The sequence below is a fragment of the Flavobacterium sp. genome (assembly GCF_043780635.1).
Classification (GTDB): domain Bacteria; phylum Bacteroidota; class Bacteroidia; order Flavobacteriales; family Flavobacteriaceae; genus Flavobacterium.
This window is the reverse complement of record NZ_JAYWCK010000069.1, coordinates 54,582-76,288: the sequence shown is the minus strand read 5'-3', so window position 1 is coordinate 76,288 and position 21,707 is coordinate 54,582. Positions and strand designations below refer to the sequence as shown.

Sequence of the window (21,707 nt, the reverse complement as noted above, 5' to 3'; positions counted from 1 at the left end):
ATTAAATTCCTTGAGTGTATATAAAATAATACTTGTTTTCTTCTTTTTTTGTTTTGGATCTGCAACTTTTGCCCAATCAGCCCACATAAAAGGAATTATTCTTGATAAAAAGAATCAACCTGTTGATAACGTGAACGTATCAAGTTCTGGTAAAGGAACAAAATCAAACGAAAATGGGTTTTATAGTTTAGATGTTCCCACTAATCAAAAAGTAATAGTAGTTTTTTCGCACGTTTCTCTGAAAAAAGTTACGGTTGCAGTTACTTTAAGACCAGATGAAGACTATGAGTTCGACTTGGTAATGAATGATCAAGATGAGCAAATGGGCGAAGTTGTAATTACTGTAAATAATAAAAAAAGAGTTCAGGGAATTACAATTATCGAACCAGAATTGATTCGGAAAATTCCTGGTGCCAATGCCGGTGTCGAAAATATTCTGAAATCTTTGCCAGGCGTAAATTCCAATAATGAATTAAGTACACAATATGCCGTTCGTGGCGGAAACTATGACGAAAATTTGGTTTATGTAAACGAAATCGAAGTCTATCGTCCTTTCTTGATTCGTTCTGGCCAGCAAGAAGGTTTGAGTTTTACCAATACCGATTTGGTGCAAAATGTGGATTTTTCTGCAGGTGGTTTTCAGGCTAAATTTGGAGATAAATTATCTTCTGTTTTGGATATTACTTATCGAAAACCAACAAAATTTGGAGCAGTTGCCGAAATGAGTCTTCTTGGTGCAAGCCTTGCTGTTGATGCAGTTTCGAAGAATGGTAAATGGTCTGCAGTTAACGGAATTCGCTATAGAAACAATTCACTTTTGGTAAATAGTCAAGAAACACAAACTAATTATACACCAACATTTGTCGATTTTCAAACCAATGTAAACTTCAAATCTTCAGATAAATGGGAGTGGAGTTTTCTAGGCAATATTTCGCAAAATGATTATCAATACCAGCCTTTGACACGCCAAACAAATTTTGGGACAATCGATGATCCAATGGCGTTGTTGATTTACTACGAAGGTCAGGAGAAAGACAAATATACCACTGTTTTTGGAGCGGTAAAATCTACTTTTAATGCTTCGAAAAACTCAACTTATAAGTTAATTGCTTCAGCTTATCATACACAAGAACAAGAATATTTTGATATTTTGGCGCAATATCGTTTGGGCGAAGTCGATTCTAATTTTGGGTCTGAAAATTTTGGAAATGTAGCATTTACGAGAGGAATTGGTTCGCAACTTAATCACGCTCGAAATGATTTGGATGCCCTAATCGTTAACACAGAACTAAAAGGGATTCATAATTTCAAAAAAAACCAATTAGAATGGGGAGCAAAATTTACCCGTGAATCCATTCGAGACAGAGTTATAGAATGGGAAGTGATTGATTCGGCAGGGTTTTCTTTAAATCCTCCCATTGTTATTTTGCCAAAAAATGATCAACCATATTCTCCTTACACTGGACCATTAGTTCCTTATAACAATGTCAGAGCTACTAATTTTGTTGACATCAACCGATTTTCAGGTTATGTGCAATGGAGTCGAAAAGGATATATAGGCAACAACGAAATTTGGGTGAATGCAGGAGTTCGTTCTCAAAATTGGACGGTTTCTGGCGATAATATTACGAGTACAACCCAAATCACTTTTAGTCCAAGAGCGCAATTTTCGTTGAAACCCAATTGGAACAAGGATATGTTTTTTAGACTTTCAGGAGGATTGTACCATCAACCGCCGTCGTATCGAGAGTTGAGAGATGCCGATGGAGTAGTGCAACCCGATGTCAAGGCGCAACAAGCGATTCATATCGTTTTGAGTAATGATTATAGTTTCAAAATGTGGAATCGCCCTTTCAAAATGGTTTCCGAATTGTATTATAAATCCTTAACTGACGTAAATCCATATACTTTGGACAATGTCCGAATTCGGTATGCAGCCGCCAATAATGCCAAAGCGTATGCCGAAGGTTTTGATTTTAGATTGAACGGAGAATTTGTTCCCGGAACCGAATCTTGGTTTAGTTTTGGGTATTTGAAAACTGAAGAAAACATCGATAACAAAGGATATATTTCCAGACCAACCGACCAAAGGTTGAAATTTGCACTTTTGTTTCAGGATTATATGCCCAGAATTCCCAGCATTAAATTATATCTGAATTTGGTTTACAACACAGGATTACCAGGAGGTTCGCCATCGTATGCCGATCCTTATTTATATCAAAACCGATTGAGAGATTACCGTCGTGCCGATGTTGGTTTTTCTAAAGTTTTGATAGATGCCCAAAATCCTTCCTCTAAAAGATGGTTGCAAAGTTTCAAGGAATTGGCAATTGGATTAGAAATTTTCAACCTTTTCGACAATCAAAATGCGATTACCAATACTTGGGTTCGCGATGTGTATTCCAAAAATCAATACGCGATTCCTAATTATATGACCACACGAGTTTTTAATGTGAAGGTGAATATGAGGTTTTGATCTTATATCAAAATATCACTTTCCAAATCTGATTTTTCAATAGTGAAATCAAACCCTAATTTTGAAACTAATTCAATAACGAGGTTTTTATACCAGTTTTCTGATTTTGGGTGAATGTAGATTTTTTCTATTAGCTGGTTGATGTCCACGTCAATTTTTAGACCATCATTTAATTTTATGTTGCTTTGGGTAACATCAGAAATGATTCGAACTTCTCTTTCGTATTGAAAACTTTTTCGCTTGAATAAAAATGGAAAAAATACATCTTCAAACGGAATATACTCCTTTTTGTAATCAATGTAGTTTACTTCGCCAATGTATTGCTCGTATTTTTTTTCGGGAATAACAGCTTTTTGTAATCTTCCAATAGTAGATTGTATAGCCAAGCCTTCACTATTTTGCGTGAAAATTTGCCACATAGCAAACGATTCATATTCATTGATATGCCAGCTGCTAACAATCACTTTCTCGCGATGCGATTTGTAATAATCTAGAAATTCTGGATTGTTGACCGAAAGTCTTTTGATTTCTTCAAAAGTAGGTTCGCTAAAAGTGCCTTCGTATTGGTCTTCAAATTTATCCGAACGCGACATAAATAGTTTTTGCGATAACAACAATTCAAGAAACTTTGACAAGTCAAGGTACTTCCAAACAATGGTGTCTGGATCTTCCGGAAGCTTGATATTTTTGTTATTGACGTACATTTTAGTGGAAAAGTTTAAAGATTTAGTAATACCAATTATATTTATATCTAATTAAAATGTTTGCTGACTATACTTTATTCTTGCTATTTGTCACGCTGGAAGCGTCTAGATTAAGTGCTCGTGCATTGAGTGAGACTCTTCCAGCGTGACAATTGGAATAGTTAGTTGGTCTTTGGCGCAGTTACAATTGGATTGTTACATATGCATAAACGGTATAATTGAAATATTGAAAAAATCTGTCAAAATTCGCATTTTTGCTTTAGCAAATCCGTTTTATCTGTGTGCTAGAAAACTATAATATTATTCAAATGACTGCATTGTCACTAATTTATTATACGTTCCGTTTAGGGCAATGAGTTCATCGTGAGTTCCTTGCTCCACAATTACTCCTTTTTGCATGACCACAATTTTGTCTGCTTTTTGAATGGTAGAAAGACGGTGAGCAATCACAATCGAAGTTCTGTTTTGCATCATATTTTCTAACGCCACTTGTACAAATTTTTCGCTTTCAGTATCCAAAGCCGAAGTGGCTTCGTCTAATATCATTATCGGTGGATTTTTCAAAACTGCACGGGCAATAGATAATCTTTGTTTTTGACCACCCGAAAGTTTGTTTCCGCTGTCGCCAATGTTGGTATAGATTCCAAGTGGTAAATCTTTGACAAATTCATAGGCATTGGCAATTTTCAATGCTTCAATAATCTCATCATCGGATGCATCTAGTTTCCCGATTGAAATATTGGCTTTTATGGTGTCATTAAACAAAATACTATCTTGTGTCACCAATCCCATCAAGCCACGAAGTGAATGTAAACTGAGGTCTTTTATGTCAAGACCATCAATTGAAATCGTCCCGTCATTTACATCATAAAAGCGAGTCATTAAGTTGGCAATTGTACTTTTTCCGCTTCCGGATTGACCAACGAGTGCGACGGTTTGTCCTTTTATTACTTCAAGTGAGAAATCCTTTAAAACTGCTTCTTCTTCGTATTTGAAATTGATTTTTTTTAAGTATATTTTGTCTTCAAAAGTTGTTTTGCTGATAGCATTTTCCTTAGAAGTAATTTCGTTTTCTACTTCAAGAACTTCAAAAACCCGTTCTGCTGCGGCTAATCCATTTTTTACTGCATACGATGCTTTTGAAATAGCTTTTGCAGGAGTAAGGATGTTAAAAGCCAAAGTAAGATAAACAATAAAAGCAGCTCCTTCAAGGGTTTTGTCTATTAACACTAAATTTCCACCATACCAAAGCAAGGCGGCAATCGTTGTTATTCCTAAGAATTCACTCAATGGTGTTGCTAAATTGTTTTTGTCTCCAATGCTATTTGATAAATTTAATAATCGAGTTACCGAATCGTTAAATCTACTTTTGAAATTAGCTTCCGCATTATAGCTTTTTATAACTTTCAAACCACCCAAACTTTCATCCACAATAGAAATAAGAAAACCACTTTCTTTTTGAGCTTGCAGGGATTGTGCTCTCAGATTTTTGGCAATTTTTGAAATTATTAAGCCCGAAAGAGGAATGAAAACTAAAACAAACAAGGTTAGTTTTACGCTTATAAAAAACATTGTAATTATTGCAAAAACAATGGTTAAAGGTTCTTTGACTACAAGCTCTAAAACCGAAAAGAATGAATTTTGAACTTCATTTACATCACCAAGCATTCGAGCCATAATGTCGCCTTTTCTTTTTTCAGAATAATAGGAAATCGGCAACTCAATTATTTTATCATACATTGATTTTCTTAAATCTCGTAATACGCCATTTTTTAAGTGCATAATGTGGTGAGAAGCCAGATAATTGAATAAGTTTTTGAATAAAAAAGTGATTATAACCAAAGAAACCACTAATAAAAGGGCGAGTTGTGGGCCATTTTCTTTAGTTAATTCAGAGATTTTAAAATATAATAAATCAGTTCCATAATCTTTTATATTCCCAATACCCGTATATATTGGCGCTTTGTTAATAGTTTTGGTTTTGCCAAAAAGCACTTGCAGGACAGGAAGTAGCGTCAACATTGAAATGGTGCTAAATAAAGCATACAAAATATTGTATATCACATTCCGAATGATGTGTGATTTATACGGTTTTGTATAGGGAAATAGTTTTATTAAATTCTTGTCCATTAGTTTAATTGCATTGAAACAATGATATTTTTGATTTTATTATTTAAAATAGTTTCCACTTTCGTGAAATTTTCTAAGGCGTCAAGTTCTGTGTTTACGCTGATATAAAATTTAATTTTAGGCTCTGTTCCGCTTGGTCTGGCACAAATTTTAGAACCATCTTCAGTATAATAAATCAACACGTCAGCTTTGGGAATATTCATTGTTTCTTCCTCGCCGGTAAGTAAGTTTTTGGCAACAGATGATTTGTAATCTTCTAACATAATTACTCTTTGTCCGTTAATTTCTTTCACTGGATTATTACGCATGGTAACCATCATCTGATTAATTTCTGCCAAACCTTCCATTCCTTTTTTAGTAATTGAAATCAAATGTTCTTTATAAAATCCGTGTTCTACATATAATTGTAATAATTCTTTGTAAACAGTGCTTCCGTTGGCTTTGGCTTGAGCTGCAATTTCGCAAACTAATAATGTAGCAGCAACTGCGTCTTTGTCTCGAACTGCATCGCCTACCATAAATCCAAAACTTTCTTCGCCACCGCCAATGAATTCCAATTCAGGAAAATCCTTGATCATTTTGGCAATCCATTTGAAACCAGTCAATCCCACTTTGCATTCCACACCATAAGCTGTTGCCAATTCCATAATCATTGGAGTAGAAACAATGGTGGAACCTACAAACTGTTTTCCGTTGATTTTCCCAGCTTTTTTCCACTCTTTCAATAAAAAAGCAGTCATCAAAATCATCGTTTGGTTTCCATTCAACAAGGTCATTGCACCTTCATTATTTCGAACAGCAACACCTAAACGATCACAATCAGGATCAGTTCCAATAACAATATCCCCATTGAGTTTGTCTGCTAATGCCAAAGCCATAGTCAATGCTTCCGGCTCTTCTGGATTTGGCGATTTCACTGTCGGAAAATTACCGTCTGGTACTGACTGTTCCGGAACAAGGTGCACATTAGAATATCCCGCTTTCGATAATGTATCAGGAACTAATTTTATGGAAGTTCCGTGTAATGAAGTAAAAACGACATTTAGATTTTTTTTGGCTTCAGCCGAAGTGCCAAAACTGGCATTTTCAATAGTAGATTTTATGAAGGCTTGATCAACTTCAGTATCTATATAATGTATCAAATCTTCGTTTGCATTAAACTTAATTTGATTGTAATTTAATTTTTCAATCGTATTGATTATGCCTTCATCTTGTGGAGGGACAATTTGTCCGCCATCTTCCCAATATACTTTGTAGCCATTGTATTCTGGAGGATTGTGTGAAGCTGTAAGAACGATTCCGCATTGGCAGCCCAAATATTTTAGTGCAAATGACAACTCAGGTGTTGGACGTAAATCAGAAAATAGATAAACTGCAATTCCATTTGCTGAGAAAACATCGGCAACAGTTTTTGCTAATGTATTACTGTTTTTACGACAGTCGTAAGCAATTACAGCTTTCAAAGATTGGTTTGGAAATGATTTGTGCATATAATCCGAAAGACCTTGAGTGCTTTTGCCAAGTGTATATTTATTGATGCGATTATTTCCTGCACCCATAATTCCTCGCATTCCACCAGTTCCGAATTCTAGATTTTTATAAAAACTTTCTTCTAAATCTTTTGGAGAAGAAGTCATTATTTCTATTATTTCTTTTTGAGTTTCATTGTCAAATGTTGGTGTAAGCCATTCATTTACGGCGTCTAAAATGTTTTGTTTGATTTCCATTTTATATATTTTTAAAAATTAAATTTTATTTTTTGTACCCTATTTTGTTTCTTTCTTCATTGTTTTTGGAAACGGCATCTTTATCAACCAGATAATTAAGAGCTTTGTAAATATCGGGAAATTGTTTTTCTATCGTTGCAATTCTATCTTTCAATTCACTATAAGTCAACGAAAATTGTCTAAAAGTTACAAAAGCTCGAATGATAGAAATGTTTACTTCGATGGCTTTTTCACTATTCAACACACTCGAAAGCATTGCGATTCCTTGTTCGGTGAATGCAAAAGGCATATATCTTATACCTCCTCTGTTTGAGGTCACAATTTGTGACCTCAAACTATTGAATTCAATTTCAGTAAGTTCAAACATAAAGTCTTCAGGAAATCTAACGATATTTCTTCTGACAGATTGCTTAAAGACTTTTGTCTCAACATTATAAAGTAGAGCCAAATCAAAGTCTAGCATTACTTTACAGCCTCGAATTTCAAATATTTTATTTTGAATAACTTCTAATTCCATAATTTTACACTATTTGAGGACACAAATTTTCTCCTCAAGATGGTTTTTATTTTCTCTAAGATCACAAATTGAGTCCTTAAATAGTAGATGGTATCACAATTTGTGACACCATTAATTTATTTCCTTCGAAACCTTGTATCTTTCCTCGTTGTTTTTTGTTCGCAAAATAATTTCACCAAGAAATCCTGCCAAAAACAATTGCGTTCCTAAAACCATCGTGGTTAGCGCAATATAAAACCAAGGATTACTTGTGACTAAATGATAAGGTAAATCATTATAGAGATTGTATAATTTCATTACACCAATATAACCAGCCAATAAAAATCCAATAATAAACATTACTGAACCCATCGCACCAAATAAGTGCATTGGTCTTTTTCCGAATTTGGATAGAAACCAAATGGTAATTAAATCCAGGAAGCCATTGATGAAGCGATTCATCCCAAATTTAGTTTCACCATATTTTCTGGCTTGATGTTGCACTACTTTTTCTCCAATTTTTCCAAAACCGGCGTTCTTTGCCAAAACCGGAATGTAACGATGCATTTCTCCTGAAACCTCAATGTTTTTTACTACTATATTTTTGTAGGCTTTCAATCCACAATTAAAATCATTCAATTCTACACCCGAAGTTTTTCTGGCAGCCCAATTGAAAAGTTTTGAAGGTAGATTTTTTGAAACTACAGAATCATATCTTTTCTTTTTCCAACCGGAAACTAAATCGAAATCTTGAGTGGTGATCATATGAAACAATCCTGGAATTTCCTCTGGACTATCTTGCAAGTCAGCATCCATAGTGATAATGACATCACCTTGAGCTTTTGCAAAACCAGCATGTAAGGCTTGTGATTTTCCAAAGTTTTTCATAAAACGAATTCCTTTCACATTTGGATTTTCGGCAGCTAATTCTTCGATTATTAACCAAGAATTATCAGAACTTCCATCATCTATAAAAATAATTTCATAGGAATAATTGTTCGATTTCATAACCGAAATAATCCAAGTATAAAGTTCTTTGAGCGATTCGTCTTCGTTGAGAAGGGGAATGAGTATAGATAAATTCATTTAATTATGAGCTTTGTGGGTTTTCGTTTTTTACAATTGCACCAATAATTAGTGAATATATTAACCCAAAGAAAGAATACATTGCAAGTGTGGCAGGAAAAACAATAAAAGGATTCATAAATTTTCTTTGCATAGAAAGAACCTTATCTAATTGTTCATTTGTCATATCTGGTTTTTTTGCAAGCATAGCTTCTTTTATAATGGATAGAGTTTCATTTATAAATTCGGGAAATATAAGATTGAAAAATGCATTAAATATGGCGTAAATAAGTGCAGCCACAAAAACTATTGAAATACCAATTTTCAAACATTCACCAAGAGATATAAATCCATTATTTAGATTCTTCTTGTAATTTGTACAGCCTAAATATATAAATAAAATTGGTAACACTAAATAATTGGCAATACTAATAATTAGTCCAACACTTGTATTCGCCAATGATTTCATTCCAATGACATACATAATCACAAATTCTAAAACCATTAAAACGCCAAACAAAACACCAAATGATATTCCTGATTTTGCAGGTGATGTATTTTTTTCCATACTTAGATTATTTATTAATCCACAAATATAACAATTCCCAATTTATTCAAGGGCAAAATTCGTTTTTTACGATTATAAAAAAAAGTAATTTAAAGATTTGATTATTGAAAAATTAGTGTAAATTTGCAAACTCAGAATAATTAAAAGTTTTAAACAAAAAGAGTAGTTGCATTTACACCTTTTTCAAAATAGAGAGAAAGCTTCAAAATTAAAACGCTCAAAAAAATAAATAAAATAAAGATGAAAAAAGGAATTCACCCAGAAAATTACAGATTAGTTGCTTTTAAAGACATGTCAAACGAAGACGTTTTTATAACTAAATCTACTGCAGATACAAGAGAAACATTAACAGTTGATGGTGTTGAATATCCAGTTGTAAAATTGGAGATTTCCAGAACTTCTCACCCTTTTTACACAGGTAAATCTAAACTTATTGATACTGCAGGACGTATTGATAAATTCAAAACTAAATACGCTAAACACGGTAAATAATAATTATCGGTTTTCAAATTATATAAAACTCTCCAATTTTGGGGAGTTTTTTTATTTTCATTACTATTCAAAACTTTGTAACTTTGAGCCTTCATAACTCTGAACCTTCATCAAATGAATTATATACTTTTCGACGGACCTGCAAGAACCGCTTTATTACCCTTTACTTTTACACGTCCTGTTGCCGATATACTTGTTGGGATAATGACAATTCGTCAAAAATGGGAAATGCGTTTGGGTTCTACCACATCAACTTTAACTGAGGAATATTTATCCGAAAAATTTCCGATGGTAGAAATGGAAGAAAACGTAATGATAAATGCTTCTTTTCTTCCCAATACAATTTTGGCCGAAATGGTAACTAATCTTGAGTCAAATCAAGCCATTTTCAAAGGTGATGAAGTTATTGCTTTTTATACAAGTGAAAATCAAGAAGAAGTAGATTTTAATACTTATGAAATCTTCGAATTTGAAGGCGACAGCATCAGAATTGAACATACTTGGGATATTTTTTCTCATAACGATGCTGCGATTCGGGAGGATTTTGAAATTTTAACCGAAGATCGAAAATCACAACCAATTCCTAAAAGCGTCAATACGATTGCCAAAGAAAATATATTTATTGAAGAAGGAGCAAAGCTTGAATTTATTACCTTAAATGCTTCTTCGGGTCCAATTTATATTGGAAAAGATACCGAGATAATGGAAGGTTCCGTTATTCGTGGCCCTTTTGCTTTGTGTGAAGGAGCTGCGGTGAAAATGGGGGCTAAAATATATGGAGCATCGACCGTTGGACCACATTCCAGAATTGGTGGAGAAGTCAATAATTCCGTATTATTCGGTTATTCCAATAAAGGCCACGATGGATTTTTAGGAAATTCTGTTCTGGGTGAATGGTGTAATGTTGGTGCCGATAGTAATAATTCAAATCTGAAAAATAACTACGAAGAGGTTAAACTTTGGAGTTATGAAACTGAGGGTTTTGAAAAAACAGGTCTTCAATTTTGTGGATTAATGATGGGAGATCACAGTAAATGTGGGATTAATACAATGTTCAATACCGGAACTGTGGTAGGAGTGAGTACCAATATTTTTGGTTCTGGATTTCCACGAAACTTTGTGCCTAGTTTTTCTTGGGGAGGCGCTTCAGGTTTCACCACTTATATTACCAAAAAAGCTTTTGAAACTGCTCGTTTGGTAATGAGTCGCAGAAATATTGACTTCGATGAAAAGGAAGCCGCAATTTTAGAACACGTTTTTGAGGAAACTAAAAAGTGGCGAAAGGAATAAAGCTCTTTACACTTTATTTACCGCAGATTCACAGATTATACTTTTAATCTGTGAATCTGCGATTTTATTTTATAGATTTCTAATGTATCATTTTTAGAAATATTGTTCGTAAATTTGCAATCTCAATTTTTTGACAACGATTTCATTAATTGAGTTATTTTATGGAAAATAGAAAAAAAGTAGCGTTCTACACACTAGGTTGTAAATTGAATTTTTCGGAAACCTCTACAATTGCCCGAAATTTTCAAGACGAAGGTTTTGACCGCGTCGATTTTGAAGAAGTGGCTGATATGTATGTCATTAATACGTGTTCAGTAACGGAAAATGCCGATAAACAATTCAAGCAAGTCGTGCGAAAAGCAATGAAACTTAATGATAAAGCTTTTGTAGCTGCTATTGGTTGTTATGCCCAATTGAAACCCGAAGAATTGGCCAATGTTGATGGCGTAGATTTGGTTCTTGGTGCTACCGAAAAATTTAAAATCACTGATTACATAAACGATTTGTCCAAAAATGATTTTGGCGAAGTGCATTCCTGCGAAATCGAAGAAGCTGATTTTTATGTGGGAAGTTATTCCATCGGTGACAGAACGCGTGCTTTCTTGAAAGTGCAAGATGGTTGCGATTACAAATGTACGTATTGCACGATTCCATTGGCGAGAGGAATTTCTCGAAGTGATGAATTGGAAAACGTGTTGAAAAACGCCAAAGAAATTTCAGAACAAGGAATTAAAGAAATAGTCTTGACTGGCGTGAACATTGGTGATTACGGAAAAGGAGAATTTGGTAATAAAAAACACGAACATACTTTCTTGGAATTAGTTCAGGAATTGGATAAAGTGGAAGGTATTGAAAGATTAAGAATTTCATCTATCGAACCCAATTTATTAAAAAACGAAACCATTGAATTTGTATCCAAAAGTCGAACTTTTGTACCGCATTTTCACATTCCTTTGCAATCCGGAAGCAATGAAATCCTGAAGCTGATGAAACGCCGTTACCTTCGAGAAATATATACAGAGCGAGTGAATAAAATCAGGGAAGTAATGCTTGATGCTTGTATTGGCGTCGATGTGATTGTCGGTTTTCCGGGTGAAACCGATGAACATTTCTTGGAAACCTATCATTTTTTGAATGATTTAGATATTTCGTATTTGCATGTTTTTACTTATTCAGAGCGTGATAATACTGAAGCTGCCGAAATGGAAGGTGTTGTTCCTGCTAATGTTCGTGCGAAAAGAAGTAAAATGTTACGTAGTTTATCCGTAAAAAAACGCCGTGCTTTCTATGAAAGCCAAATAGGAACGAACAGAAGCGTGCTTTTTGAAAGCGAAAATAAAGAAGGATACATTCATGGTTTTACCGAGAATTATGTACGAGTAAAAACTCCTTGGAATCCTGAATTAGTGAATACTTTACAAGAAATTAATTTGACTAAAATTGATGAGGATGGGAGTGTCCGAATGGAATTCTTGAATATTGAAGTTTAAAAACATCTCTAAACATACTCAAGCCTCCAGTCTTTCAAAGGCTGGAAGCTTTTTTTATAAAGTCAATTTGTAAATATTCGTTTCTAAAACTTCAGTATCATTGTCTTCGCAAAGTAGGAATTCTATTTTGTCTTCTGTTTTATTATAAAAAGTCAATCCTTCGAATTTATTGGTGTCAGTTATTTTTTGCGAGAAATCGATTTTCATTGTATCAATATCTATTCGGCCAATGATACTCCCCAATATTTCGCCGTCTTCATAAGTGGAAATCGTGTCTTCGGCTGTTGCCAAAAAATAAATTTTGTTTTTCACTAGAATTGCATCGGTGAATGAAGTTTCGACGTGTTTGATTTTTGGCAATTGGATTGGAATGAACTCGATTTTACCATTTTCATTAAAATCCCCATCTAATATCGCAATTCCGTTTCTTGAATGGACTCCGTTTCCTCTTTGAAACAAAAGCAATTTTTCATTATAAAATAAGGCGCCTTCGATGTTTAAATCTTCATCAGAAATTCCCGTTGCAAGTTTTAGTTTTTGGTACCATTTTGACAAATCTTTCTCCTCTGTTGCTGCGGTTACATGATTGTATGTTATTCGTTTTTCTCTTTTGGAAGTCGAACCGGAACCAAAAATATGAAATGTATTTCCTTTTAAAGTTATGGATTCAAAATCGAATTTTTCCTTTTTGGGAATGTTTTCCTTGGCATTTTCTACTAATGGAATTCGAGTTAGTTTATTCTCTGGAATGTCAAATTGATAGAGAAATGGACCGTTGTCTGAAATGATAAACAAGGAGTTGTCTTTGTAAACTAATCCTGAAGCAGAACCAATACCTGTGATTTGAAATTGCGATTCGAGTGTAAAATTTTGCATAGACGTTTTTTGAAAAGGAATACCTAGCCCTGATAGAAGTGGAAATCTCCCGATTTTTAGAAGAATAGATTTTCAAATCTAATTTTTCTTAATCGGGAATTGCAACGAATAGCAGGAAACAGCTCCAAATAATTATTATATTTGAAGTTGTAAATATAAATATTTCATTATGAAGTCTATAAATCCTGATGATTTTAAAGTAATTGGCAAAATTGAATTGTCTAAAATCCCTACGAATTTGTTTAACGAGGCAAGTGAGGATGATAAAGAGGAGAAATTGGACAAGGTGCAAGTTAAGTTGAGTGAGTTGCAGGATGTGATGTATGCGCACAATAAATATGGCGTTTTGATTTGCTTGCAAGGAATGGATACGTCTGGAAAGGACAGTTTGATTCGGGAAGTTTTTAAGGAATTTAACCCACGTGGAGTTGTGGTTCATAGTTTTAAAACTCCAAATTCCACCGAATTAGAACACGATTATTTGTGGCGTCATTACCTTGCTTTACCAGAAAAGGGGAAGTTTGCGGTTTTTAATCGAACGCATTATGAAAATGTTTTGGTGACCAGAGTACATCCTGAATATATTTTGAATGAGAATTTGCCTGGAATTGAAAAAGTGGAGGATATCACACCGCAGTTTTGGGAAAATCGGATGGAACAAATCAATAATTTCGAGAAACACATTTCGCAAAACGGAATAATTGTGATGAAATTCTACTTTCATTTGAGCAAAGAAGAGCAAAGAAAGCGCTTGTTGAGAAGATTAGAGGAAGAAAAACATCATTGGAAATTTTCACCCGGTGATTTGAAAGAGCGGGAACATTGGGATGAATATATGAAATATTATGAGGAAGCGATTAATAAAACTTCATCTGAAATTGCACCTTGGTATATTATTCCTGCTGATGACAAGGAAATGGCACGATATATTTTGGCTAAAATTATTTGGGAGGAAATGCAAAAACATACTGATATAAAAGAACCGGAATTAGACGAAAAGATAAAAGCTAATTTTGCAGAATATAAAAAGCAGTTGGAAGAATAAACTTTAAACACATTTTATTGTTGAAAACTTGGTTTTATTGCATCATGAACTGAAAATGAAAAATTTTCACAAAAAAATGCGCTGAATTACAGCGCATTTTTTAAGAATTTTAGATTTTACAAATCAAAACCATAGGCTACACGTACGCCAACTTGGCCAACACCTTTGCCTTGAGATCCATTATTGTTTAATCTTGCAAAGTCATTATAATGCTCGTAACGCAAAGAAACGTCAATGTATTTTGAAGCATAACCAATACTAGGAGCTAAAAGCAATGAGGTTTTGTGATAACCATTAGTTACTGCAAAAGCAGCCCCACCTTCACCCATTACATAAAATTGGTCATTCCAAACGAAAGCTTTAAAACCAGCTTTTGCAGGAATAAATCCTAGATCTGATCCATCGGCTTTGCTTACAAATAGATTAGAAAATCCAGTAGTAAGCGTAACAGAATATCTTTTAGAAAGATCATACTGTAGTCTTGCATCAGCGCCTAGAGCTAATTTATAAGGATCGTGAATTGCATAACCTGCATTTAGTCCAATTCCTAAACGAAATCCTTGATCATAGTTTTTTGCGATTTGTGTGTCTTGTGCTTGTGAATTGCTTGCAAATAGTATCGAAATTGCAAATACCAATAAGACCTTAATTTTTTCTGTAGTTTTCATAATTTTATTTTTAGTGTTGTATTTATAGACAACATTGCAAATGTAGGTCGGTGTGTAAGAATGGTTATTATAGAATTATTGGGGTTTGTTATATAATTATGGGTTTATTATTGAAATAGTATTATAGAATCGATTCGTTCTAATTATATTTGCCAACCAAAATAAAAGAAATTGAATTTATCACAATATACTAAAGAGTTCTCCTATAATTTAAGATTGGCATATCCCGTAATTTTGGGAATGCTAGGGCATACCTTGATTGGTATTGTAGACAATTTTATGGTTGGAAACCTTGGTTCTACTGAGTTGGCAGCGGTTTCACTCGGAAATAGTTTTATATTTATTGGAATGTCATTGGGAATTGGATTTTCTACTGCTATCACTCCTTTGATTGCAGAAGCCGATGCCGAAAAAGATGATAAAAAAATCCGAACTACTTTTCATCACGGATTACTGTTATGCACTATTTTAGGAATTGCTGTATTTATTTTAATCGTTTTGTCAAAACCAATGATGAACTTGATGAATCAACCTGAAGCAGTTGTCAAACTGGCTACCCCTTATATTGATTGGGTTGCGTTTTCGTTGATTCCGGTTATTGTTTTCCAAGGATATAAACAATTCGCTGATGGTTTGTCACAAACCAAATATTCAATGTATGCAATTTATTTGGCTAATGTTGTTCACGTATTTTTCAATTATGTATTGATTTACGGTGTTTGGGGTTTTCCAAAATTGGGAATTCTGGGAGCAGCTTTAGGAACCGTGATTTCCAGAATTATGATGGTGGTTTTTATGCATTTTATTTTACGAAAAAATGCTGCTTTCAAACGTTATTTCAAGAATTTTAGCTTTAAGGAAATTCGAAAATCAATACTGAATAGAATTATCAATCTTGGTTTTCCTTCGGCAATGCAAATGTTGTTTGAGGTGACCTTGTTTACAGCTGCTATTTGGTTATCGGGTTCTCTTGGAAAAAACAGTCAGGCTGCGAATCAAATTGCGCTTATTATGGCATCGACAACCTTTATGTTTGCGATGGGATTTAGTGTTACTGCAATGATTAGAATGGGTTTTCATAAAGGGTCGAAAGATTTTAAAAGCTTAATAATTTCAGCACGTTCTATATTTTTATTGACTATAATTTTTGAGATGTTTTTTGGGCTTATTTTTGTGGTTTTCCATAATTACTTGCCACATTTATTTTTGAATATGTCTGATCCTTCTCAAGTTTTTGACAATGCAGAAATTATTAGTATTGCATCCAAATTGCTTTTGGTGGCTGCGGTTTTTCAAATTTCAGATGGAATTCAAGTAGTAGTTCTGGGCGCTTTGCGTGGTTTACAAGACGTAAAAATTCCAATGTATATCACTTTTGTGGCTTATTGGGTTGTGGGATTTCCAATATCCTATTATTTGGGAAAACATACAAATTTAGGAGCTACAGGAATCTGGATTGGGCTTTTAGCTGGATTATCAGCGGCAGCTTTATTTTTGTATATTCGCTTTGCGAGATTGACAAAAAGGCTGGCATTGGAAAACTCTAAAAATTAAAGTTTTTTCTTAAGAAAAAATGTAACTTCCTATTCGGTAATACGTATAATCATCGAACAAATTAATTTTCAAAAAAAATGATACTATTAATTATTATTGGGGTTGTCTTATTGATTTTAAGTTTTGGATTAAAAAGTAATTTAAGTAGTCCGTTTTCGAAATTTTCGAGTACGCTCAGAAACATTGGACTTTTAATAATTGCTTTAGGAGTTTTCTCGTCGATGTTCAAACAAATTGATGCGGGAAAAGTGGGTGTTAAATCACTTTACGGAAGCGTTCAGCCTGATGTTTTGGAAAGCGGTTTGCATTTGATAAACCCACTTCTCGATGTAACCGATTTTGATATTCAAACTCAAAATTATACGATGTCTGCAGTTCATAGCGAGGGGGCACAGGAAGGTGATGATGCTATTCGAGTTTTGTCAAATGATGGACTCGAAGTTGTGATAGATTTGACCGTTTTGTATCGAATTACTCCTGCAGATGCTCCAAAAATTTTTAAACAAATTGGATTAAATTATAATGATAAAATTGTGCGTCCTATTACGCGAACCCGGATTCGGGACAACGCCGTCTATTATGATGCCGTAGCCTTGTATTCTACAAAAAGAAATGAGTTTCAAGACAGAATATTCAAAAACATCGAGGCTGATTTTAAATCAAGAGGTTTGGTTTTAGAGCAATTATTGATTAGAAATATTAATCTTCCACCTTCAGTTAAAGCATCTATCGAAAGTAAAATAAATGCTGAACAAGATGCGCAAAAAATGACTTTTGTACTTCAAAAAGAAAAACAAGAAGCAGAAAGAAAAAGAGTGGAAGCTCAAGGTATTGCTGACTATCAAAGGATTATTTCTATGGGATTAACTGACAAACAATTGCAATACGAACAAATAAAGGCACAAAAAGAAATTGCTGTTTCTCCCAATACCAAAATTATTTTTATGGGAAAAGGAAGTGCACCAGTAATTCTTTCAGATAAATAAAAAAATGACCTTTAGGGAATAGAAAAAAGAAAAAAGACTGTGGTAAATGGATTTTTTTTGTCTTTATTCTATTCTCTATTTTCTAACATCTAAATTTTAAAAAATGGAATTACCAAAATTTTTACTTGGAGACAATACTGATTTTCCCGAAGATATTTTTATCATTCACCTTGATTATCCTCGTTTTATCATAAATCTTAAAGATGATGAAGTCGAGTTTATGGAAGAAGCCGAAGATCTTGACGAAGGTGAACTCAATGCTGAAATGGAAGGATTAATAGTTCTTGCCAATGAATTTTATGACAGAGAAATGGAGCGTTACGAGAAAGAGTAATTTATTTCTTTATATTTTTATAAAAATAATTGAGCGGCTGCAAAAGGTGAAATTTCATTATTTGCATCCGATTTTTTTATTGGTTTATTGAAAATAATTATATTCAAAAGAATTTAGTTGTAGTTTTATCAAATTAATTTTCAGAGTATTTCAATTTAGATTAAATTTTATAGTGAAATTTGGGTAGCAAAAAAGAACCATTATTTATATATAACTATAAACCATTAAATTCAAACCAACATGAAACTTTCAAAAACAATTTTCAAAATTCTTATCGTTTTCCTTTTAGTTGCGCAAAATAGTTTTGCAAATAAGCCAATTCCAGGAGTTGGTATTGTAGTTAAAAAGAATCCAGGAACTGGTGGCTCTATTATTAAAACAGGTAATAATGGAGGTTTTTCTACCCAATTGGAAGAAGGTGAATACGAACTTTCTTTCCCGCAAGACCAATTGCAATCTTCCATTAATAGAATAATAAAAATCAATTACCCTAAAAGTACTTATCAATATGATGGTTCTGGAGTTGAATTGGTTATAGATAATCCACAAATACGTGTAAATTCAAAACCTACAAGAGAGAATATTTACACCATTAACGAACAAAATAGTAGTTTTATAATTATTGTTCCTGTTGGCGGAGCAACACTTTCAGGAATATTGAGTTGGAATGATGACGTTATGAAGAATTCAATAAGTTGTCCAGAAGGATTTGTAATGAAAAATGGGGAATGTGTTCCATTGGTTGATTCAACAACCGAGAATAGAGGAATTGATAAAAAAGATATTAAAAAAAGTAGTTCAACAAACAACCCATATTTTAAAAATAATGGTAATCAAGGCGATATGGTGTCAATGAACAAAGGTTGGGATGGTACTGTAAAAGGGGGAAATATAGCCGAAAAAGGAATACAAGAAAATGGATTGAAAAAAAATGAAATTGAAAACCTTGCCTCTGATGCCGAAGTAAAATCGATTGCCGAAACAATGGTCAATCGAAAAAGTGTCAACAACATAAATGGAGGAATGCCGAATAGAATTTCGATGAATGTTACCGTTCCAAAACAGACTCAGGGAGCAACTTTTGGAGAAAAAGTAAATTCCGGAAAAATTAATGTTACTTTAGTTGAAGGTGGTTGTGTAATTTTATTTCCTTCTAATGAAGGATACAGAGTCAATACATCTGATAAAAGCATTAATGAATTGTCTAAAAATGAATGCCAAGCTTTTGGTGAAAAAATAAATGCAGGTTTACATAGTGCTGGTAGTGCATTAGCTCAAGGTGCTTCCTTATTGGGTGGTTCTTTGCCGGGTGGCGCCATAATCTCGGCAGCAGTTTCGAGTGTGGGTAATTTAGCTGGTGGAGCAGGAGGTGGAGCGGCTGCAGCTTCATATGCGAAAACTGGAAAAAAAGTTCATAAAATTCAAGATGATGAAAATGATGCGATATTGGAATTGCAAGATGGTGAATATGAATTAACATTTGTTATAGTCGAGAAGGCAACTTCTGGTATAAAAGATACTTTAAAAACCCAAGTTCGCATAGGATTTGCCGTAGAAAATAATGTTGTAAAAAAGAAAGAATATGTAGGTCACGTAACTTTAATGAAATAATTTATTTCTTAAAATATTTTTCCAATAATAATTGAGCGGCTGCAAAAGGGGATATTTCATCATTTTGCACCGCTTTTTTAGTTGATTCTAAAAGGTTTTGAATTTCTGTATGATTGTAAAAGTTGGTTTTCAATTGTTCGTTAATAGTTTCCAACATCCAATATTGATTTTGTGCTGCCCGTTTTTCAAAGAAATAATGATTCTCTTTTGTGAGTTTTATGAACTTCTCGATAGTTTTCCAAACTTCAGGAATTCCAACGTGGGTTATAGCGCTACAAGTTGAAGTTGTTGGTGTCCAACCCGATTTTTTGGCAGGAAATAAATGCAAAGCTCTGTTGAATTCTACTTTTGCTAAATTTGCTTTTTTAACATTATCTCCATCAGCTTTGTTGATGACAATGGCATCTGCCATTTCCATAATGCCGCGTTTGATTCCTTGTAATTCGTCGCCGGCACCAGAAATTTTTAGTAATAAAAAGAAATCTACCATACTGTGAACCGCAGTTTCGCTTTGGCCAACGCCAACCGTTTCTATGAGTATAGTGTTAAATCCGGCTGCTTCGCAAAGCGTTATTGCCTCACGTGTTTTTCGAGCCACTCCTCCAAGAGTTTCTCCCGAAGCCGAAGGTCTGATATAAGCATTCGTGTCTTTTACCAATTCTTCCATTCGGGTTTTATCTCCAAGAATACTTCCGTGTGAAATTGTGCTGCTAGGGTCAACTGCAAGAACGGCTACTTTTTTTCCTAACGAAGTCAAATGTTTTCCAAAGGCTTCTATAAACGTACTTTTCCCAACACCTGGAACTCCTGTGATTCCTACTCTAACCGATTTATTGGCGTAATGCAAACAAGCATTAATTACTTCATTGGCTTTCGCCAAATGGTTTGCATTGGTACTTTCAACTAAAGTAATCGCACGACTCAGCGCAGAAATTTCCCCTGATAAAATCCCATCAATCAATTCCTGAGAAGAAGGTTGTATTTTCCTGAATTTTTGAACTAGGTTAACGGCAGTCGAACTGACAATTTCCGGTAGAGAAATTCCAGGTTTCTCGATAAGTGCAGATCGTTTTGATTTTTTGCTTTCCAAAACTAAAATGGTTTTTGTAAAATTAGTGCTTAAATATGAATTAATTTATTTTTCTGAACAAGAATTAATATGATGATGTATGTTCTTAATTTATTCCAAAAATAGCACATTTATATTTATGCATTGCGGAAATACCAAATTAGTCAATACCTTTGGGGGCATATGAACAACTTCATTTTAATCTTCGTTTTTTTGGTTCTTGGAATTGTACTGCAAAAAGTAAAACGTTTCCCAACTAATAGCTTTAAATTACTAAATAATATTGTAGTTTATTTTTGTCTTCCTGCATTAGCGTTGTATTATATTCCAAAAATTAAATTTGATAATCAGTTATTTTTCCCAATTGGTATAGCTTGGATTGGCTTCGCTGTTTCTTATTTGTTTTTTAGCATTCTTGGGAATAAATTGGGTTGGTCTAGAAAACTTATAGGTTGCTTAATTATTACCGCAGGTTTTGGAAATACTTCGTTCTTGGGTTTTCCCATAATAGAAGCTTTATATGGTGAGGAAGCTTTAAAAACTACCATTTTAGTAGATCAGCCGGGAACTTTTGTCGTGCTTTCTACCTTGGGAATTCTGGTTGCAATTTTATATTCTTCTGGAAGTTCGAGCGGAACTCATATTGTAAAAAAGATTTTATTCTTTCCGCCATTTATTACTTTTGTTGTTGCCTGTTTGATGAATATTTTCAACTTCGATTTCCAAGATACAATCCAGTTTTTGTTGCAAAAAACAGGAAGTGCAATGACTCCATTAGCAATGCTTTCTGTTGGTTTGCAACTGCATTTTGACAGAAAAAGTCAGCACTGGAAATTTTTAGGATTGGGGCTTTTGTACAAGTTGGTATTGACCCCAGCGATGTTTTTTTTGTTGTATGTAGTAATCTTGGATCAACATTCACAAATTATTCAAGTATCTATTATGGAATCGGCTATGGCACCAATGATTACTGCTAGTATTCTTGCATCTTCCTATGGTTTGAAACCAAAATTAAGTAGTATGATGATTGGTTTTGGAATACCAATTTCTTTTGTCACATTAATCTTTTGGTATTTTGTGTTACGTTATATTTAAGATATACTTTTGCATCCAAATTACTATTTAC

General features: G+C 33.8%; 19 protein-coding genes. 10 read left to right on the top strand and 9 right to left on the bottom strand.

Annotated elements, in window-relative coordinates:
* The first annotated feature begins 10 nt into the window (after positions 1–10).
* Positions 11–2,476, top strand: a complete 2,466-nt coding sequence (locus ACH2BV_RS06430; RefSeq protein ID WP_395049905.1) for a carboxypeptidase-like regulatory domain-containing protein — start codon at positions 11–13, stop codon at positions 2,474–2,476.
* 2 nt (positions 2,477–2,478) lie between these two features.
* Here the strand turns inward: ACH2BV_RS06430 and ACH2BV_RS06425 are convergent, their stop codons facing one another.
* From ACH2BV_RS06425 to ACH2BV_RS06400, 6 genes are all read right to left on the bottom strand, one after another.
* On the bottom strand, positions 2,479–3,180 hold the full coding sequence (locus ACH2BV_RS06425) for a hypothetical protein (RefSeq protein ID WP_395049904.1): 702 nt from the start codon (positions 3,178–3,180) through the stop codon (positions 2,479–2,481).
* A gap of 300 nt (positions 3,181–3,480) precedes the next feature.
* Positions 3,481–5,310: an ABC transporter ATP-binding protein gene (locus ACH2BV_RS06420; RefSeq protein WP_395049903.1), complete on the bottom strand. Its 1,830-nt coding sequence runs from the start codon at positions 5,308–5,310 to the stop codon at positions 3,481–3,483.
* Positions 5,310–7,037 (bottom strand): phospho-sugar mutase, encoded by a 1,728-nt coding sequence (locus ACH2BV_RS06415; protein ID WP_395049902.1) that lies wholly within the window; start codon positions 7,035–7,037, stop codon positions 5,310–5,312. The genes ACH2BV_RS06420 and ACH2BV_RS06415 overlap by 1 nt, the downstream gene beginning before the upstream one ends.
* Before the next feature lie 25 nt (positions 7,038–7,062).
* Positions 7,063–7,554, bottom strand: coding sequence for an ORF6N domain-containing protein (locus ACH2BV_RS06410; RefSeq protein ID WP_395049901.1), 492 nt, complete (start codon positions 7,552–7,554; stop codon positions 7,063–7,065).
* Between the two features lie 111 nt (positions 7,555–7,665).
* Positions 7,666–8,619, bottom strand: a complete 954-nt coding sequence (locus tag ACH2BV_RS06405) for a glycosyltransferase family 2 protein (protein WP_395049900.1) — start codon at positions 8,617–8,619, stop codon at positions 7,666–7,668.
* A gap of 4 nt (positions 8,620–8,623) precedes the next feature.
* On the bottom strand, positions 8,624–9,166 hold the full coding sequence (locus ACH2BV_RS06400) for a DUF4199 domain-containing protein (RefSeq protein ID WP_395049899.1): 543 nt from the start codon (positions 9,164–9,166) through the stop codon (positions 8,624–8,626).
* A gap of 240 nt (positions 9,167–9,406) precedes the next feature.
* Between ACH2BV_RS06400 and ACH2BV_RS06395 the strand changes: the two genes are divergently transcribed.
* The 3 genes from ACH2BV_RS06395 to mtaB all read left to right on the top strand — a co-directional run bounded on the left by ACH2BV_RS06395 (position 9,407) and on the right by mtaB (position 12,438).
* Complete coding sequence (locus tag ACH2BV_RS06395) at positions 9,407–9,658, top strand: type B 50S ribosomal protein L31 (RefSeq protein ID WP_395049898.1); 252 nt, start codon at positions 9,407–9,409, stop codon at positions 9,656–9,658.
* 114 nt (positions 9,659–9,772) lie between these two features.
* On the top strand, positions 9,773–10,948 hold the full coding sequence (locus ACH2BV_RS06390) for a GlmU family protein (RefSeq protein WP_395049897.1): 1,176 nt from the start codon (positions 9,773–9,775) through the stop codon (positions 10,946–10,948).
* Positions 10,949–11,109: 161 nt separating this feature from the next.
* A complete protein-coding gene (gene mtaB / locus ACH2BV_RS06385) occupies positions 11,110–12,438 on the top strand; it encodes a tRNA (N(6)-L-threonylcarbamoyladenosine(37)-C(2))-methylthiotransferase MtaB (RefSeq protein ID WP_395049896.1) in 1,329 nt (442 codons plus the stop codon).
* 54 nt (positions 12,439–12,492) lie between these two features.
* Here mtaB and ACH2BV_RS06380 read toward each other — a convergent pair whose 3' ends face one another.
* The gene (locus tag ACH2BV_RS06380) at positions 12,493–13,314 is read right to left on the bottom strand and encodes a DUF6929 family protein (RefSeq protein ID WP_395049895.1); all 822 of its coding nucleotides are present in this window, start codon (positions 13,312–13,314) and stop codon (positions 12,493–12,495) included.
* 169 nt (positions 13,315–13,483) lie between these two features.
* Here ACH2BV_RS06380 and ACH2BV_RS06375 point away from each other — a divergent pair, with 169 nt between their 5' ends.
* Positions 13,484–14,359, top strand: a complete 876-nt coding sequence (locus ACH2BV_RS06375; protein WP_395049894.1) for a PPK2 family polyphosphate kinase — start codon at positions 13,484–13,486, stop codon at positions 14,357–14,359.
* Between the two features lie 116 nt (positions 14,360–14,475).
* On the opposite strand, the gene ACH2BV_RS06370 is transcribed toward ACH2BV_RS06375, so the two are convergent.
* Entirely contained in the window at positions 14,476–15,027 is a 552-nt protein-coding gene (locus tag ACH2BV_RS06370; protein WP_395049893.1) for a hypothetical protein, read from the bottom strand.
* Between the two features lie 171 nt (positions 15,028–15,198).
* Between ACH2BV_RS06370 and ACH2BV_RS06365 the strand changes: the two genes are divergently transcribed.
* From ACH2BV_RS06365 to ACH2BV_RS06350, 4 genes are all read left to right on the top strand, one after another.
* Positions 15,199–16,581, top strand: a complete 1,383-nt coding sequence (locus ACH2BV_RS06365) for an MATE family efflux transporter (protein WP_395049892.1) — start codon at positions 15,199–15,201, stop codon at positions 16,579–16,581.
* A gap of 77 nt (positions 16,582–16,658) precedes the next feature.
* On the top strand, positions 16,659–17,567 hold the full coding sequence (locus ACH2BV_RS06360) for a prohibitin family protein (RefSeq protein ID WP_395049891.1): 909 nt from the start codon (positions 16,659–16,661) through the stop codon (positions 17,565–17,567).
* Between the two features lie 103 nt (positions 17,568–17,670).
* On the top strand, positions 17,671–17,901 hold the full coding sequence (locus tag ACH2BV_RS06355) for a hypothetical protein (protein ID WP_039110009.1): 231 nt from the start codon (positions 17,671–17,673) through the stop codon (positions 17,899–17,901).
* A 240-nt stretch (positions 17,902–18,141) separates the two neighbouring features.
* On the top strand, positions 18,142–19,512 hold the full coding sequence (locus ACH2BV_RS06350; protein ID WP_395049890.1) for a hypothetical protein: 1,371 nt from the start codon (positions 18,142–18,144) through the stop codon (positions 19,510–19,512).
* 1 nt (position 19,513) lies between these two features.
* Here the strand turns inward: ACH2BV_RS06350 and meaB are convergent, their stop codons facing one another.
* Positions 19,514–20,602 (bottom strand): methylmalonyl Co-A mutase-associated GTPase MeaB, encoded by a 1,089-nt coding sequence (meaB, locus tag ACH2BV_RS06345; RefSeq protein WP_395049889.1) that lies wholly within the window; start codon positions 20,600–20,602, stop codon positions 19,514–19,516.
* Positions 20,603–20,764: 162 nt separating this feature from the next.
* Between meaB and ACH2BV_RS06340 the strand changes: the two genes are divergently transcribed.
* Positions 20,765–21,676 carry an AEC family transporter gene (locus ACH2BV_RS06340; RefSeq protein WP_395049888.1) on the top strand — a complete coding sequence of 304 codons (912 nt, stop codon included), beginning with the start codon at positions 20,765–20,767 and terminating at the stop codon, positions 21,674–21,676.
* Positions 21,677–21,707: the final 31 nt, after the last annotated feature.